The organism is Sphingobium sp. TKS (assembly GCF_001563265.1).
In the GTDB taxonomy this organism is placed as follows: domain Bacteria; phylum Pseudomonadota; class Alphaproteobacteria; order Sphingomonadales; family Sphingomonadaceae; genus Sphingobium.
In genome coordinates, this window is sequence record NZ_CP005083.1 from 466,885 (window position 1) to 481,328 (window position 14,444).

Annotated in this window: 18 protein-coding genes and 2 pseudogenes; 6 read left to right on the top strand and 14 right to left on the bottom strand. The window is 62.3% G+C overall.

What is annotated here, in order from left to right:
* Nucleotides 1–20 precede the first annotated feature (20 nt).
* The gene (locus K426_RS02410; RefSeq protein WP_015460612.1) at nt 21–563 is read right to left on the bottom strand and encodes an iron-containing alcohol dehydrogenase; all 543 of its coding nucleotides are present in this window, start codon (nt 561–563) and stop codon (nt 21–23) included.
* 48 nt (nt 564–611) lie between these two features.
* Between K426_RS02410 and K426_RS02415 the strand changes: the two genes are divergently transcribed.
* Entirely contained in the window at nt 612–1,376 is a 765-nt protein-coding gene (locus K426_RS02415) for an IS6-like element IS6100 family transposase (protein WP_001389365.1), read from the top strand.
* Here the strand turns inward: K426_RS02415 and K426_RS33015 are convergent.
* The 5 genes from K426_RS33015 to K426_RS02440 all read right to left on the bottom strand — a co-directional run bounded on the left by K426_RS33015 (nt 1,348) and on the right by K426_RS02440 (nt 4,699).
* Complete coding sequence (locus K426_RS33015; protein WP_443018217.1) at nt 1,348–1,572, bottom strand: glutathione S-transferase family protein; 225 nt, start codon at nt 1,570–1,572, stop codon at nt 1,348–1,350. The genes K426_RS02415 and K426_RS33015 overlap by 29 nt on opposite strands.
* Before the next feature lie 80 nt (nt 1,573–1,652).
* Nucleotides 1,653–2,015, bottom strand: a complete 363-nt coding sequence (locus K426_RS02425; protein ID WP_007682395.1) for a hypothetical protein — start codon at nt 2,013–2,015, stop codon at nt 1,653–1,655.
* Entirely contained in the window at nt 2,015–2,701 is a 687-nt protein-coding gene (locus tag K426_RS02430; RefSeq protein ID WP_007682394.1) for an EthD domain-containing protein, read from the bottom strand. The genes K426_RS02425 and K426_RS02430 overlap by 1 nt, the downstream gene beginning before the upstream one ends.
* A 21-nt stretch (nt 2,702–2,722) precedes the next feature.
* Entirely contained in the window at nt 2,723–3,475 is a 753-nt protein-coding gene (gene linC, locus K426_RS02435) for a 2,5-dichloro-2,5-cyclohexadiene-1,4-diol dehydrogenase LinC (protein ID WP_015460611.1), read from the bottom strand.
* Nucleotides 3,476–3,514: 39 nt separating this feature from the next.
* On the bottom strand, nt 3,515–4,699 hold the full coding sequence (locus tag K426_RS02440) for a TonB-dependent receptor domain-containing protein (protein ID WP_237229900.1): 1,185 nt from the start codon (nt 4,697–4,699) through the stop codon (nt 3,515–3,517).
* Between K426_RS02440 and K426_RS30075 the strand changes: the two genes are divergently transcribed.
* Nucleotides 4,587–4,874, top strand: a complete 288-nt coding sequence (locus K426_RS30075; RefSeq protein WP_082748742.1) for a glutathione S-transferase family protein — start codon at nt 4,587–4,589, stop codon at nt 4,872–4,874. The two genes, K426_RS02440 and K426_RS30075, sit on opposite strands and share 113 nt — an antisense overlap.
* Here the strand turns inward: K426_RS30075 and K426_RS02445 are convergent.
* From K426_RS02445 to K426_RS02455, 3 genes are read right to left on the bottom strand one after another with little or no spacing between them, the layout of a single operon-like run.
* A complete protein-coding gene (locus tag K426_RS02445; protein ID WP_001389365.1) occupies nt 4,846–5,610 on the bottom strand; it encodes an IS6-like element IS6100 family transposase in 765 nt (254 codons plus the stop codon). The genes K426_RS30075 and K426_RS02445 overlap by 29 nt on opposite strands.
* Complete coding sequence (locus K426_RS02450; RefSeq protein WP_066553313.1) at nt 5,576–6,325, bottom strand: SDR family NAD(P)-dependent oxidoreductase; 750 nt, start codon at nt 6,323–6,325, stop codon at nt 5,576–5,578. The genes K426_RS02445 and K426_RS02450 overlap by 35 nt, the downstream gene beginning before the upstream one ends.
* Before the next feature lie 46 nt (nt 6,326–6,371).
* Complete coding sequence (locus tag K426_RS02455) at nt 6,372–7,337, bottom strand: aromatic ring-hydroxylating oxygenase subunit alpha (protein WP_237229901.1); 966 nt, start codon at nt 7,335–7,337, stop codon at nt 6,372–6,374.
* Here K426_RS02455 and K426_RS30080 point away from each other — a divergent pair.
* Both K426_RS30080 and K426_RS02460 read left to right on the top strand, forming a co-directional pair.
* Nucleotides 7,290–7,445 (top strand): SDR family oxidoreductase, encoded by a 156-nt coding sequence (locus tag K426_RS30080; RefSeq protein WP_237229902.1) that lies wholly within the window; start codon nt 7,290–7,292, stop codon nt 7,443–7,445. The two genes, K426_RS02455 and K426_RS30080, sit on opposite strands and share 48 nt — an antisense overlap.
* Nucleotides 7,446–7,490: 45 nt before the next feature.
* Nucleotides 7,491–8,159 carry an EthD domain-containing protein gene (locus K426_RS02460; protein ID WP_081440685.1) on the top strand — a complete coding sequence of 223 codons (669 nt, stop codon included), beginning with the start codon at nt 7,491–7,493 and terminating at the stop codon, nt 8,157–8,159.
* Here the strand turns inward: K426_RS02460 and K426_RS31140 are convergent.
* Nucleotides 8,104–8,397, bottom strand: a complete 294-nt coding sequence (locus K426_RS31140; protein WP_145907151.1) for a hypothetical protein — start codon at nt 8,395–8,397, stop codon at nt 8,104–8,106. The genes K426_RS02460 and K426_RS31140 overlap by 56 nt on opposite strands.
* Before the next feature lie 161 nt (nt 8,398–8,558).
* On the opposite strand from K426_RS31140, the pseudogene K426_RS02465 reads away from it, so the two are divergent.
* Nucleotides 8,559–9,254, top strand: a pseudogene (locus K426_RS02465) (IS5 family transposase); the annotation flags it as partial.
* 168 nt (nt 9,255–9,422) lie between these two features.
* On the opposite strand, the gene K426_RS02470 reads toward K426_RS02465, so the two are convergent.
* Nucleotides 9,423–10,781, bottom strand: coding sequence for a hypothetical protein (locus K426_RS02470; RefSeq protein ID WP_007015766.1), 1,359 nt, complete (start codon nt 10,779–10,781; stop codon nt 9,423–9,425).
* Nucleotides 10,778–11,599, bottom strand: a complete 822-nt coding sequence (locus K426_RS02475) for a recombinase family protein (protein WP_443018206.1) — start codon at nt 11,597–11,599, stop codon at nt 10,778–10,780. The genes K426_RS02470 and K426_RS02475 overlap by 4 nt, the downstream gene beginning before the upstream one ends.
* On the opposite strand from K426_RS02475, the pseudogene K426_RS33020 reads away from it, so the two are divergent.
* Nucleotides 11,513–12,619, top strand: a pseudogene (locus K426_RS33020) (DUF4158 domain-containing protein); the annotation flags it as partial. The gene K426_RS02475 and the pseudogene K426_RS33020 overlap by 87 nt on opposite strands.
* A gap of 53 nt (nt 12,620–12,672) precedes the next feature.
* Here the strand turns inward: K426_RS33020 and K426_RS02485 are convergent.
* Nucleotides 12,673–13,437, bottom strand: a complete 765-nt coding sequence (locus tag K426_RS02485) for an IS6-like element IS6100 family transposase (protein ID WP_001389365.1) — start codon at nt 13,435–13,437, stop codon at nt 12,673–12,675.
* Nucleotides 13,403–14,437 (bottom strand): aminotransferase, encoded by a 1,035-nt coding sequence (locus tag K426_RS02490; protein WP_082748365.1) that lies wholly within the window; start codon nt 14,435–14,437, stop codon nt 13,403–13,405. Before K426_RS02490 ends, K426_RS02485 begins: the two co-directional genes overlap by 35 nt.
* Between the last annotated feature and the right edge of the window lie 7 nt (nt 14,438–14,444).

Here is a 14,444-nt window from a genome sequence, read left to right on the forward strand (position 1 = left end):
TTCCAGGATCAGGCCTTTGCTTATGCGGTGATCGGCGGAAGCCCCTCCACCGCGCGGCTCAGAAGCTGCACGATGCCCTCCTCCGTGATCGGACGGGGGTTGGGATAGGGGTTGGCGACCGCCAGCGCGGCGGCCTTCGCGATGCCGTCCTTGGGCATGCCGAGCTTCGCCAGCGACATTTCCGCGCCCAGGCCCACCGCCAGTTCGTACAGCTTGGTCGCGGGGTCGCCGCCGCCTAGTGCGCGGCTAGCCCGTTCCATCGCCTCCGGCACCGACGGCGCATTATAGGCGATCGCATGGGGCAGCACGGCGGTGTGGGTCTGCGCATGCGGCATGTCGAAGGTGCCGCCCAGCGTGTGGCAGAGCTTGTGGTGCAGCGCGACGCTCGCCGCGCCCAGGACGCTGCCGGCGAGCCAGCAGCCATAGAGCGCGTCGCCCCGCGCCTTCGCATCGGTGGGATCGGCCTTGATCAGCGGCAGGCTCCTGGCGAGCGCCCTGATGCTTTCCTCCGCCATCAGGGAGACGATGGGATTGCCGTCGAAGGCGTAAAGGCTCTGTTGCAAAAATCGTGAAGCTTGAGCATGCTTGGCGGAGATTGGACGGACGGAACGATGACGGATTTCAAGTGGCGCCATTTCCAGGGTGATGTGATCCTGTGGGCGGTGCGCTGGTATTGTCGCTATCCGATCAGCTATCGCGACCTTGAGGAAATGCTGGCGGAACGCGGCATTTCGGTCGACCATACGACGATCTATCGCTGGGTCCAGTGCTACGCCCCGGAGATGGAGAAGCGGCTGCGCTGGTTCTGGCGGCGTGGCTTTGATCCGAGCTGGCGCCTGGATGAAACCTACGTCAAGGTGCGGGGCAAGTGGACCTACCTGTACCGGGCAGTCGACAAGCGGGGCGACACGATCGATTTCTACCTGTCGCCGACCCGCAGCGCCAAGGCAGCGAAGCGGTTCCTGGGCAAGGCCCTGCGAGGCCTGAAGCACTGGGAAAAGCCTGCCACGCTCAATACCGACAAAGCGCCGAGCTATGGTGCAGCGATCACCGAATTGAAGCGCGAAGGAAAGCTGGACCGGGAGACGGCCCACCGGCAGGTGAAGTATCTCAATAACGTGATCGAGGCCGATCACGGAAAGCTCAAGATACTGATCAAGCCGGTGCGCGGTTTCAAATCGATCCCCACGGCCTATGCCACGATCAAGGGATTCGAAGTCATGCGAGCCCTGCGCAAAGGACAGGCTCGCCCCTGGTGCCTGCAGCCCGGCATCAGGGGCGAGGTGCGCCTTGTGGAGAGAGCTTTTGGCATTGGGCCCTCGGCGCTGACGGAGGCCATGGGCATGCTCAACCACCATTTCGCAGCAGCCGCCTGATCGGCGCAGAGCGACAGCCTACCTCTGACTGCCGCCAATCTTTGCAACAGAGCCGCAGCGCGAGCCATTCCAGGGCCCGGGCGCGGGCAAGGCCTTCCGTGGGCAGCAAGGCCTTTTCGGGCACGAGTTCCGCGATATGGTTGAGGATGGCGATATTTTCGGTCAGGACATCATCGCCGATCTGGAGCGCGGGCACCCGCGCCCACGGGTTTTTCAATCTTTGCAACAGAGCCGATGCTGGCAAGCTCGGTCATCTCGTTCATGCGACGAACTCCTTTACAGCGTTGGCTCTGCCGTCCGCAGGATGCGGACCTGGTGCGGATAGGGCGAATTGTGCGCGCGCGGCTGCTTGTGCAATTCTACGGACATCGCCGCGTGAGCCAGCGCCAGCTGTAGCCTGAACAGGCGCAGCGTCGGCGCCGGCATCGCGTCGAGCGGAAAGGTCTCGACATGGTCGAGGATGGCTTCCGAACGGGAGAGCAGCACATCGTAGAAGCGGGTTATCTCCGCCATAGTCGCGCGCGCCCGGATATCCCATCGTTCCTGCGCCGTCTCGCCGATCCAGTGCGGCACGAATTCGAGAAGATCCTCGAAGCCGGGGGGCAGCACGGGCTCCTCGTCGAGCGCGGGGGCCGGCATCAGATCACCCGCTCGGCCGATGCCAGCATCGTGTAATGCTGGCCGGCCTGTGCCAGGAGCGCATCGAACGCCGCGCGATCACCCGCCACGCCGCGTTCGAAATCGGATAGCGTCGGCCACCACAGTTCGCGCGCGCCGATGAACGGCGAGGTGCCCTTGTGCACCGCGTCTATCGCGAACGAGCGGACATGCCGAAACGCGCCGATGCGATCGCCCAGCGCCTTGTCCTGATCGCCTGCCCAGGCCGGATTGCCATCCGCCTTGACCAGTTGCAGGATCTTGACGCTTACCGACCATTCGGTGGGCGACCACTGCACGGCCGCATCATCGGGATCGTCCACCGCCGGTCGCGAGCGGATAATGTCCTCCTCGAAGAAGGTGAACTTCAGTCCGTCCATGTCGACGAACAGCGGTTCGTCGGGGATGTTGTATTTGCGATGCGCGGGATCTTTGCCCATGTTGAGCGCATCGTCGAGACTGTCATACCACAGCTCGGTAATGCCGTCGTAGGCCAGCTGTGTATCAGGCAGCAGCGGAGAGACGATCCGGTGCGATTGCACATAGCCGCGCAGGCACGCGATCTTCTTGCTGAGTGTGCCGTGCGGATGGCGCCAGTGATCGTGGAACTGCTGTTCCGAAATGTCCTTCCGGCGCGGGATCGTCGCGAGTATCTTGATGCTGTGCATGGAGGCTGCTCCGTAAAATGATCAGATCGCGGTAAAGCCGCCGTCTGCTGCAAGGCAGGAGCCGGTGACGAACGAAGCCGCGTCGGACAGCAACCATACGGCGGCCTGGGCCTGCTCGTGCGGTTCGCTGAAACGGCCGATCGGGTGGATCGAGTTCAGATAGGGCTCAAGGCCCGCATCATTGTCCATCGCGCGCTGCAGCATAGGCGTGCGCACCGCGCCGGGCACAAGCGCGTTCACGCGAATGCCGTGCTTGCCATAGTCTGCCGCCGCCACGCGGGTCAGCCCGACCACCGCATGCTTCGCGCCGACATATTCGCCGTGCATCGGCACGCCGACCACGCCAGCGACGGATGCGGTGTTGACGATCGATCCCTTCGTCCCGCGCTCGATCATCGCAAGGATCTGGTACTTCATGCACAGGAACGTGCCGGTTACATTGATATCCATGCTCTGCCGAAACCGTTCGAGCGACACTTCGGCAAGCGGCAGTCCGGCCTGCGGGATCGCCGCATTGTTGAACGCGCCGTCAAGCCCGCCGAACGCCGCCAGAGTCTGCGCGACAAGTGCCTTCACGTCCTCTTCCTGTGCGATGTCGCACCGGAAATAGGCGGCCTTCCCGCCAGACGCAGCGACGACCGCCTCACCGGCCTCGTCGTTGATGTCCGCCACCGCGACGTTGGCACCACTGGCCACCAGCAATTCCACGGTGGCGCGCCCGATGCCGCTGCCACCACCCGTCACGATTATCGTCTTGCCGCTCAAATCAGACATCTATCCCTCCAACAGTTTCTTATCGGCGTTCCGGTTTCATTACTGGAACTTGAAGCGCACGGTCAAGCCATATTCGGCGGGTCGACCAGCGTAGCGAACAACGGTATCGTAAGTCTGGATCGTGTTTGTCCAGTAATACTTGTTGAAGATATTGCGACCCCAGCCGAAGACCGCCCAGCGGCCATCAGGCGCTTCCACGCCAAGCCGCGCGGAAACGAGCGTGCGGCCATTCACCTCGTAGAGATCCTTGTCCGCGTTGGTGATGGCCAGAACGCCCAGCGATTTGCTTTGTGAGGAGATCGTCGTGCCCATGGTTAGGTTCACGCCACCCAGCGGCAGGCTGTAGTCCGCGCTCAGGCTCGATTGCCATTTGGGCGAAAACGGCAGCCGTGCGCCGCTGAAATCGCCCCGGATCGGATCGAACAGGCCCACTTCGTTGGCAACGGAGCCGACGATCCCCTGATAGTGGCGAACCTTGGCGTCGATATAGGTCGCGGCCGCACTGACCGTGAGCCCCTCGACCACTCTGGCGCTCAGTTCCAGTTCGGCACCCTTGACGCGCGACTTGGGGACATTGACCAGGCCATCCAGCGCATTGAAGAACGGATCGACGATCTTGGCGCGCAGCTGCTTGTTCTTGTAGTCATAATAGAAAACGCCGCCATTCAGCGTCACTTTGCGATCGAACAGTGTGGTCTTGAAGCCTGCTTCGTAATCGACCAGCGATTCCTGCGTGACGGCGGCATATTGCGCGAACGTTCCGGCGGAGACGCCCGGGAAACTTCCCGCCTTGTACCCTTTCGAAACATTGGCGTAGAGCAGGAGCGTCGGCGTCGCCTTGTAGTTCACGCCGAGCATCCATGACGTGCTGTTTTCATTCAGCTTGTCCCGAAACGTGCCCGGCAAGCCCGTCTGGCTGTTCAGCGAAACCGAATCTCCCAATGGCACCAGCGGTATCGGGCCGCCGAAATCGAAGATCTGGCGATAGGTGTTGATGACGGTGGTGAACAAAGACGAGATTGAGCCATCGCCAAGGTCGAATGTCTTGTTGACCGAGGAACGCTTCGCCTCGGTATAGCGTATGCCGCCCTTCAGCGTCAGTTGATCGCTGATGTCATATTCGACATTGCCGAAAACGGCTCTGTTGCAAAGATTGAAAAACCCGTGGGCGCGGGTGCCCGCGCTCCAGATCGGCGATGATGTCCTGACCGAAAATATCGCCATCCTCAACCATATCGCGGAACTCGTGCCCGAAAAGGCCTTGCTGCCCACGGAAGGCCTTGCCCGCGCCCGGGCCCTGGAATGGCTCGCGCTGCGGCTCTGTTGCAAAGATTGGCGGCAGTCAGAGGTAGGCTGTCGCTCTGCGCCGATCAGGCGGCTGCTGCGAAATGGTGGTTGAGCATGCCCATGGCCTCCGTCAGCGCCGAGGGCCCAATGCCAAAAGCTCTCTCCACAAGGCGCACCTCGCCCCTGATGCCGGGCTGCAGGCACCAGGGGCGAGCCTGTCCTTTGCGCAGGGCTCGCATGACTTCGAATCCCTTGATCGTGGCATAGGCCGTGGGGATCGATTTGAAACCGCGCACCGGCTTGATCAGTATCTTGAGCTTTCCGTGATCGGCCTCGATCACGTTATTGAGATACTTCACCTGCCGGTGGGCCGTCTCCCGGTCCAGCTTTCCTTCGCGCTTCAATTCGGTGATCGCTGCACCATAGCTCGGCGCTTTGTCGGTATTGAGCGTGGCAGGCTTTTCCCAGTGCTTCAGGCCTCGCAGGGCCTTGCCCAGGAACCGCTTCGCTGCCTTGGCGCTGCGGGTCGGCGACAGGTAGAAATCGATCGTGTCGCCCCGCTTGTCGACTGCCCGGTACAGGTAGGTCCACTTGCCCCGCACCTTGACGTAGGTTTCATCCAGGCGCCAGCTCGGATCAAAGCCACGCCGCCAGAACCAGCGCAGCCGCTTCTCCATCTCCGGGGCGTAGCACTGGACCCAGCGATAGATCGTCGTATGGTCGACCGAAATGCCGCGTTCCGCCAGCATTTCCTCAAGGTCGCGATAGCTGATCGGATAGCGACAATACCAGCGCACCGCCCACAGGATCACATCACCCTGGAAATGGCGCCACTTGAAATCCGTCATCGTTCCGTCCGTCCAATCTCCGCCAAGCATGCTCAAGCTTCACGATTTTTGCAACAGAGCCATATCGACCGATCGGGTGGGCGGTTTTCAGGAATTCCGCGTGCGAAGGCTCGTTCTCGATCACCGACATCAGCATCGGAGTGCGGATAGCGCCCGGTAGAACTGCGTTCACGCGGATTCCCTGTTGCCCGTAATCGACGGCAGCGATCCGCGTCAGCCCGATAACGGCATGTTTGGCTGCGATGTACTCGCCATGTGCGGGGATCGCGACGGTGCCGCCAACCGACGCCGTGTTCACGATCGAACCGCCGCTCCCCGCTTTCAGCATCGCTGCGATCTGATGTTTCATGCAATGAAAAACGCCGAGCACGTTGATATCCAGGGATCGTTGGAAATCGGCGCTCGTCAGTTGATGAAGCGGCACGTTGACCGGCGGCAGCCCCGCATTGTTGAATGCGCCATCAAGGCGACCGAATTCGGTGATGGCGAGTTCCACGGTCGACCACGCGTTGTCCTCGATACTGACGTCGCAATGGCTGTAGACGGCGTTGCCACCTTCCGCGCGTATCAGTCTGACCGTTTCCTCGGCTGCGGCTTCGACGATATCGGCGACAACCACATTCGCGCCCCGACGGGCAAGAATAAGGGCGGCAGCGCGGCCGATACTGCCGCCTGCGCCCGTCACGATATAGCTGCGTTGCTCCAATCCGGACATTGAGGACCCCATTTTTGACTGACGGGCAAGTGAAGGGCGCTGCCTGTCAGATGCCCAGCGCTTCGCGCACGGTCCTGGCGTTCACCCAGCGATCGACGTGGTGAAGGTTGTGGCGGATCTGTACTTCGCCATCCTGCAACTGCATCGTATCGTATGCGCCGGCCTCGATGCCGCGCTGGGTGCGTTCGGTGTTCGTCACGTCCTCCAGCAGGATTTCCGCGATGCGCGTGATATAGAGTTCCTGTTGCAGCTTTTCCCGCCCGGTCAGTGGCTTGGGTACATGAAACTCGGCTTCCCACCGCGTGCGATTGACGCTGATCGGCCAGAACCTGTGCGACCAGAAACCGCCGGGCGAAAGGTTTATGTGCAGCGTGGGAAAAGCGACGGCGATGTCCAGCGCCCAGTGTTTCGATTGCTTGGGATTGATCGCGGGATGATCGAGATACTCGGTCATCCCCGCCGTTTCCGCGGCACCCAGCACGTTGCCGGTATCGCGGTTCGCATAGGCCATCTTTTCGACCATCGCATCTTCGGGCGGAGCGTAGTCCGGATTGCCGAAAGTGGAAAACTGGCGGTGTGGTCCCCAGAAGCGTGCATCGAGCGGGCGGGAATGCGGATTGACCGCGCTGGCGAAAGTCTTGCCGATCGTCGCCGGGTGGATCGAAGGGATATGGTAGGTTTCCGAAAAGGCATCGGCCAGCACTTTCCAGTTCGCATCGAGATGCGCCTCGAAATAGAGTGACGTATCCGTATTTTCCCAAGAAACCCCGGCAAACCGCGTTCCGAAGTCTCCAAGGAATTCCTGCAGGCTGACTTCGGGCTGCTTCTGGTGGTTGAGGAATATCCAGCCTTCCCACACATCGGTGGCGATCGGCACGAGGCCGCATTTCTTCTTGTCGAGATCGAAGAAGTTCGCCTCGTCTGGCACGCCCATCAGGCTGCCGTCGTTGCGGTAGACCCAGTTGTGGTAATTGCAGGAGAAGCGCGAGGCGCGGCCGCGCTCGGTCAACACGGCGAACCGGCGGAGATCGGCGAAACGGCAGCCTGGTTGCTGTCGGATGCCTCTTCGTTCGTCACCGGCGCCGCCATTGCTGCCGATGGCGGCTACACCGCAATCTGAACTGCCAGAACCGTTGGGAACCGGACTATGAGCGCAATACGAATGATGGCGGTCTTCGCACGGAGAGTGGGAATGACGCCTCAGGCGTTTCACGATCACTGGCGCTATCCCCACGGCTCGCTGGGACAAGGCATCCGGATTATCAAGCGCTATGTCCAGAGCCATCAGGTCGACGTCGATTTCCTCGATGCCGATCAGAACCGCTACGAAGGCATCGCCGAAGTCTGGTTCGACAGCGAAGCGGACGCTGCCGCCTTCGTGACCGATCCTGATTATGTGGCCTATGCGCTGAAAGATGAGCCGAATTTCGTCGACATGGACAACTTCTTTGCCGTTTTCGCACGCGAAGAGGTTCTCAAAAGCCGCGCCGAAGCGCTGCGCGGTGACGAGGCGGCCTATAACTGGTCGATCGACCGACGACCGAACTTCGCCAAGCTTACCCAGGTGGTGTTCGAGGAAGGCGGCACGGCCTGGGCCGGAGACGACGATTTCGCACTTGGCGAGCGTCTTGGCGCATTTCGCCATACCCGGTGCCATCCGATCGAAAAGCTCGTCCTCCCCGGCCCCTCGGTGATCGGTGTGCGCGAACTTTATTGGCCGACGCGGACATTGGCAGAACAGGGCATAGCTGCAGCAGGTGACGCTTTCCATGCGCTGTTTAGCCGAGCGCCAAAGGCACAAACGATCTTCTCGATAAGTGAGCGCTACGTCTGACGGTGCAGGTTAACCGCCCCTGCGCCTCAAGACGCTTCTCAACCAGACGCCGCTCCTGCGCAGCCCATGGTAGAGCCAGAATGCGATCCATACCGAGCTTCAGCGGCCCTTCCAGGCGCTTCTGCAAATAGCGGCCGATCTCGAACGGGTTAGTCTTCGCCTGCCCTTCCACCACGGTCTTGCCGTCGGGATCGAGAACACAGATGCTCGTGCTGCGCTGGCTGACATCCAGACCCACGCTGTATGTTGCTTCGTGCCGGATAGGCGAGCCGTCCGATCAGGCGCAGGATGTTGCGCTCTGCCGGCGATTGTGGCGCATTGCGCAGCCAGGATAGCCATGTCGCGGCCTGCCCCGGTCGTCGGGCTAGCAAATCGTCCAGACCCTGAGCCAGCCAGCGCGGACGACGGCGATGCTGGCCGATGCGCGAAATCGTCGAAGCCATTTTCTATCTGCTACGGGCAGGATGTCCCTGGCGGCTTTTGCCCGACAGTTTTCCGCCATGGCGCACGGTATACCAGTGGTTCTGCACCTTGCGCGACGATGGGGTATTCGAAAGCCTCAATCATCATCTCGTTCGGATCGATCGCATCCGGACAGGGCGAGAACCAGCACCATCCGCGGCAGTCATCGACAGCCAGAGCGTGAAGACCACCGAAGCAGGCGGACCTCGTGGTTACGACGCAGGCAAGAAGACCATGGGACGCAAACGCCATGCAATGGTCGATACCGATGGTCGCGCCCTTATCATACTGGTCCATCCTGCCGATGTGCAGGACCGCGATGGCGCGGTGCCCTTGCTCCAGCAGTCTCACCAGCGGCATCCCTTCGTCGCGCGCGCCTATGCCGACAGCGCCTACAACAGCGATCGCGTCCGGGACGCCACCTCCATTACGATCGAAATCGTCCGCAAATTCGCCGATCAGACCGGCTTCGTCGTCCATCCCAGACGATGGATCGTCGAACGCACCTTCGCATGGATCAACCGCAATCGCCGTCTGGCCAAAGACTTCGAGCGGACCATCAAATCCGCAACCGCGCTCCTCTATGCCGCCGCTGCCATCGTCCTCATCCGACGCATCGCTCGTTACCCATGAGATTCAAGACAGACTCTTAACAAAATTTCGTTACTTGACGGATTTCTTGGACTTAGGGTTGCAGTGCGCCGCATGTAGATGGCTGTTCGTGGAGAAAGACAACGTGATGGCCTCTGTGCATTGTAGGGACACGGATTCACGGTAGGCATCGACGTCAGGGGTAGCGAACTATTTGCGCAGGTTCTCGATGCCAAGTTCGCGCCATATCCAAGTGAAGTCGTAGGTGGCCATCGGGTCGTTCGCGTCGAGTTGGCTGCTGCTGCGGTTTTCGAGATGCTTGAGCCACCCGGCTACTCGGTGCCGGCCTGCGGCAGTTTGAACGGCTGCGCGCGGGGTGATGTCGCCGAGCATGCCGACGGGTTCATCGAGCGTCGCGCGGTACTGACGGTCGAGCATGGCATGGATGAGCGGGGTTGCAACCTCTGGCGCAATGGCGGGTGCCGGTTCGGATGATGTCAGCCCCTCGGCCCGCGCCGCCATGGCCTGTTCGACCGTCTCAATCGTGGTCAGCGGCGAGCCGACCAACCCGGCGAGCGCATCGTTGATAAGCGCGGTGCCGCGTTTCGCTCGCTCGGCCGAGGTGACGGCGAGCATCAGGGCGCGGCCTTTCAATTCGACATTGCCGAGCACCGGGGTGCCGTCCGCCATCGTCACACCCCACGCCATGCGCCCGGTGCTTTTCGCTTTTCCGTTCGGTTTCTCGCCCAGCCAGTTCCAAAAGTGCGTGGTTTCCCGCTGAAGCGCAGGGACAGTATCAAGCCGCTCGCCGACCAGCGCCTGGGTCACGCCGCGTGCGAAGGGAAAGCGCACGCGGTGGAACATCACCTCCTCGCCATCAATGTTGTGCAGCGTGGGGATGGGCGCCGGTCCCATGGTCTTGGGAACGACATCGAACAGCCATGCCGTGCTGATGAGGGCCGGAAGTGCAGCCAGATCGTCGGCGTCTAGGTTCAACGCGGTGCGCGGGCTGCGCTTGCCCTTCGAGCGCCGTAGATCGGCGACGAGCGCCTCGGCCGCCTCCATCGTGAACGACAGCACGCCGCCCGACAGGAGGTGCTTGCCTCCGACCTGCACGACGCGGGCACCGATCCTGTCCCATTGCTTCAGCGTCTGCGAGGCGCTGCGCTCGGATACTCGAAGCGGCTCGCCGCCCCGGATCAGGTCGCGCACGAGGAAGCCGCTGCCGGGCTCGACCTCGCTGACCTCGTGGAGGCTCATCACTGACGATCGAAGGGCACGCAGGTAGATTTTGGTCGGGCCGCTCTCATTCCAGCCCCGGCGCCGAATATAGTCATCGACGATGTTCCGGTCGGGTTGGATGGTGCGCGTCAGCAGATCCTCGAACGCGCATCCCCACAACACGCCGGCCCAATGATCGCCGACGATGTCCGCCAGCTCGTCCGCTTCGAAGTCGAACTCCTCCATCGCCAGCCCGAGATGATCGCCGAGCGCCTCGCCCAGATGCTCGCCCCAGGCCGGCGAGGTGGCGAACTTCATGACGCCGGACAGATCGTGACCACGCTTCATGCCTGTTCCCTCTGCTGCTGACTGAATTGCTGGCGGTGCGCGGCGACGATGCGCGAGACGGTGGGTTCACTGACGCCGTAGAGCCGCGCCATCTCGGCACCGGACTTGCGGCCGGACGTGACGGACTCGGCGATTTCGCGGCGCTGCTTGTCGCCGAGCTTGGGCCGACGCCCGCCGATCCGTCCTTCTGCGCGAGCCTGGGCAAGGCCGGCGCTGGTACGCTCGCGGATCATGGCCCGCTCGAACTCGGCGAAGCTTCCCACCATCTGCATCATCATCCGCCCTGCCGCGGTGGTGGTGTCGATCGCCTCGGTCAGTGAGCGGAAGCCCGCGCCTGCCAGCTCGATCCGCTCCATGATGTGCAGCATATCCTTTAGGCTGCGCGACAGCCGGTCAAGCTTCCAGACGACGACGACGTCTCCGTCGCGCAACTGGCCGATCATCTCCAGAAGCTTGGGTCGGTCCCACCGCCCACCGCTGGCGGTCTCCTCGAACACCCGCTTGCAGCCGGCCGCATCGAGCGCGCGCCGCTGCGCGGCGTTCGACTGGTCGTCGCCCTTCGACACGCGGGCATAACCGATCAGATAGGGTTCGCGCGTCATCTGCGTCTCTTTCACAAACGGCCGTATCTGGAGGCGGAAACAGCATGCACCAATTTCCGCAGCCTTGGGTCTTTCACAATCCTCTTTCACTAAGCCAACAAAAGGCAAGAGGTTTTTGGAGGATGAAACATGCCCGCACGTATTCCGATGACCCAGCGGCAGCGCGCCGCGTTGCTTGCTTTGCCCGACAGCGAGGCGGCGGTGGTGCGACATCATGGCCTCGATGCCGAGGACCTTGCTGCGATCGGCTTCGCACGCACTCCGGCGACCCGCTTGAGCTATGCCCTGCAACTCTGCTGCCTGCGCTATCCGGGGCGACATCTGCGCACAGGCGAGCTGTTGCCTGCAATCATGCTCGACCACATCGCCGAACAGGTCGGAGTGGATGCAGGCGTCGTCGCCGACTTCGCGCGGCGAGCGCCGACCCGCTACGATCAGCTTGCCGCCATCAAGGCGCGCTTCGGATTCACCGATCTGAGCCGGCCAGCGCGCGGCATCATGATGACTTGGCTGGAAACCGAAGCCATGGCTATCGTGGACGGGCGCATTTTGCTTGATCGATTGCTGGACGAGCTGCGCACGCGACGCATCGTCATCCCTGGCATCAGCGTCGTTGAGCGGATGGCGGCCGAGGCGATGCTTCGGACGGAAACCGATCTGGTCGCCGCGGTCGATGCTAAACTCGATGCGGATATGCGTCAGCGTCTCGATATGCTGATCGATGAGAAGGTACATGACCGGCAGAGCCGCTTGTCCTGGCTGCGCGAACCAGAGCCCCGCGTCGCGTCAGCCTCGCTTGCCGAAATCCTCGAGAAGGTCGCGATAATCCATAGGACCGGTATTTCCAGCATTCCGGTCGATCCCCTGCACGAGCCCCGCCTGACGCAGTTCGCCCGCGAAGGCGTGCGATATACAGCCCAGGCTTTCCAACAGATGCGCGTCTCCCGCAGGCGGGTCATCCTGCTTGCAACGCTGCGCGAGATGGAGGCCACGCTTACCGACGCGGCGATCGCCATGTTCAGCGCCTTGATGGGACGCGCTCACCTTCGTGCTCGCAAACGCCTGGAGCAGAGGGTCGCGATTTCGGGACGCGAAGGCCGCGATCGGCTGATGCGGATCGCCACTGTGCTGGAAACAGTTAGCCAGGCAGCACGCGCCGGCGGAGATATCGGTGCGGCCCTCAGGGATATCGTGCCTCTCGACATGCTCGATGCTGATGCCGCAATCATCCGTCGGGCTCTGTTGCAAAGATTGGCGGCAGTCAGAGGTAGGCTGTCGCTCTGCGCCGATCAGGCGGCTGCTGCGAAATGGTGGTTGAGCATGCCCATGGCCTCCGTCAGCGCCGAGGGCCCAATGCCAAAAGCTCTCTCCACAAGGCGCACCTCGCCCCTGATGCCGGGCTGCAGGCACCAGGGGCGAGCCTGTCCTTTGCGCAGGGCTCGCATGACTTCGAATCCCTTGATCGTGGCATAGGCCGTGGGGATCGATTTGAAACCGCGCACCGGCTTGATCAGTATCTTGAGCTTTCCGTGATCGGCCTCGATCACGTTATTGAGATACTTCACCTGCCGGTGGGCCGTCTCCCGGTCCAGCTTTCCTTCGCGCTTCAATTCGGTGATCGCTGCACCATAGCTCGGCGCTTTGTCGGTATTGAGCGTGGCAGGCTTTTCCCAGTGCTTCAGGCCTCGCAGGGCCTTGCCCAGGAACCGCTTCGCTGCCTTGGCGCTGCGGGTCGGCGACAGGTAGAAATCGATCGTGTCGCCCCGCTTGTCGACTGCCCGGTACAGGTAGGTCCACTTGCCCCGCACCTTGACGTAGGTTTCATCCAGGCGCCAGCTCGGATCAAAGCCACGCCGCCAGAACCAGCGCAGCCGCTTCTCCATCTCCGGGGCGTAGCACTGGACCCAGCGATAGATCGTCGTATGGTCGACCGAAATGCCGCGTTCCGCCAGCATTTCCTCAAGGTCGCGATAGCTGATCGGATAGCGACAATACCAGCGCACCGCCCACAGGATCACATCACCCTGGAAATGGCGCCACTTGAAATCCGTCATCGTTCCGTCCGTCCAATCTCCGCCAAGCATGCTCAAGCTTCACGATTTTTGCAACAGAGCCGCCCGCCCCACGCAGCCCCTCCGCCAGACGGTCGCGCGACGCCTGATATCCCTCGCGCATGGCGGCGAACCAGCCCTCCGGCTTCGCCAACCCCTCGGCCACCGCCCATTGCAGGTTGGGCGGGGTGGTGAAGGTGACGAACTGATGCGCCCGCGCCAACAGGGTGGCGATGGGCGGCGCGGCGCACATCCAGCCGACCTTCCAGCCCGTGAGCGAGAAGATCTTCCCCGCCGATCCGATCTTCACCGTCCGTTCCCGCATGCCGGGGAAGCCGATCAGTGGCTTGTGCGCGATGCCATCGAAGGTGACATGCTCCCACACCTCATCGCAGATTGCGATCAGGTCATGCTCCACGCAAAACGCCGCCAGCAGCGCCAGTTCTTCGTCGCGCAGGGCGATGCCGGTGGGGTTCACCGGATTGTTCATCAGCAGGAAGCGGGTGTTTCCGGTAACGGCGGCCTCCAGCGCGTCACGCCCGATCCGCCAGTCGGGCGGGGTAAGGCGAAGGACGCGCGCTACGCCGCCGGCGCGCTCGATCAGCGGCAGATAGGCGTCGTAAAGCGGCGCCAGCACCAGCACTTCGTCGCCCGGCCGGACCAGCGCGAGCAGGCTGGCGGCGATCGCCTCGGTCGCGCCGGAGGTGACGATAACCTCCTGCGCCGTGAGGTCGAGGTCTTGATGCCGCGCATAATGCGCCGCCACCGCCTCGCGCAGTTCGGCAATGCCCGCCATGGGCGGATATTGGTTGGATCGGGTTAGCAGCGCATCGGCGGCGGCACGCAGGATCTCCTCCGGTCCCTGGGCGTCGGGAAAGCCCTGCCCCAGATTGATCGCGCCGGTTTCCCTGGCGCGGGCCGACATTTTTTCGAAGATGGTGGTGGGCATGTTCCGATAGACGGGATGGCCGAGAGGATCGCGAGCGCTCATGCCGGTCGACATGCCGGTT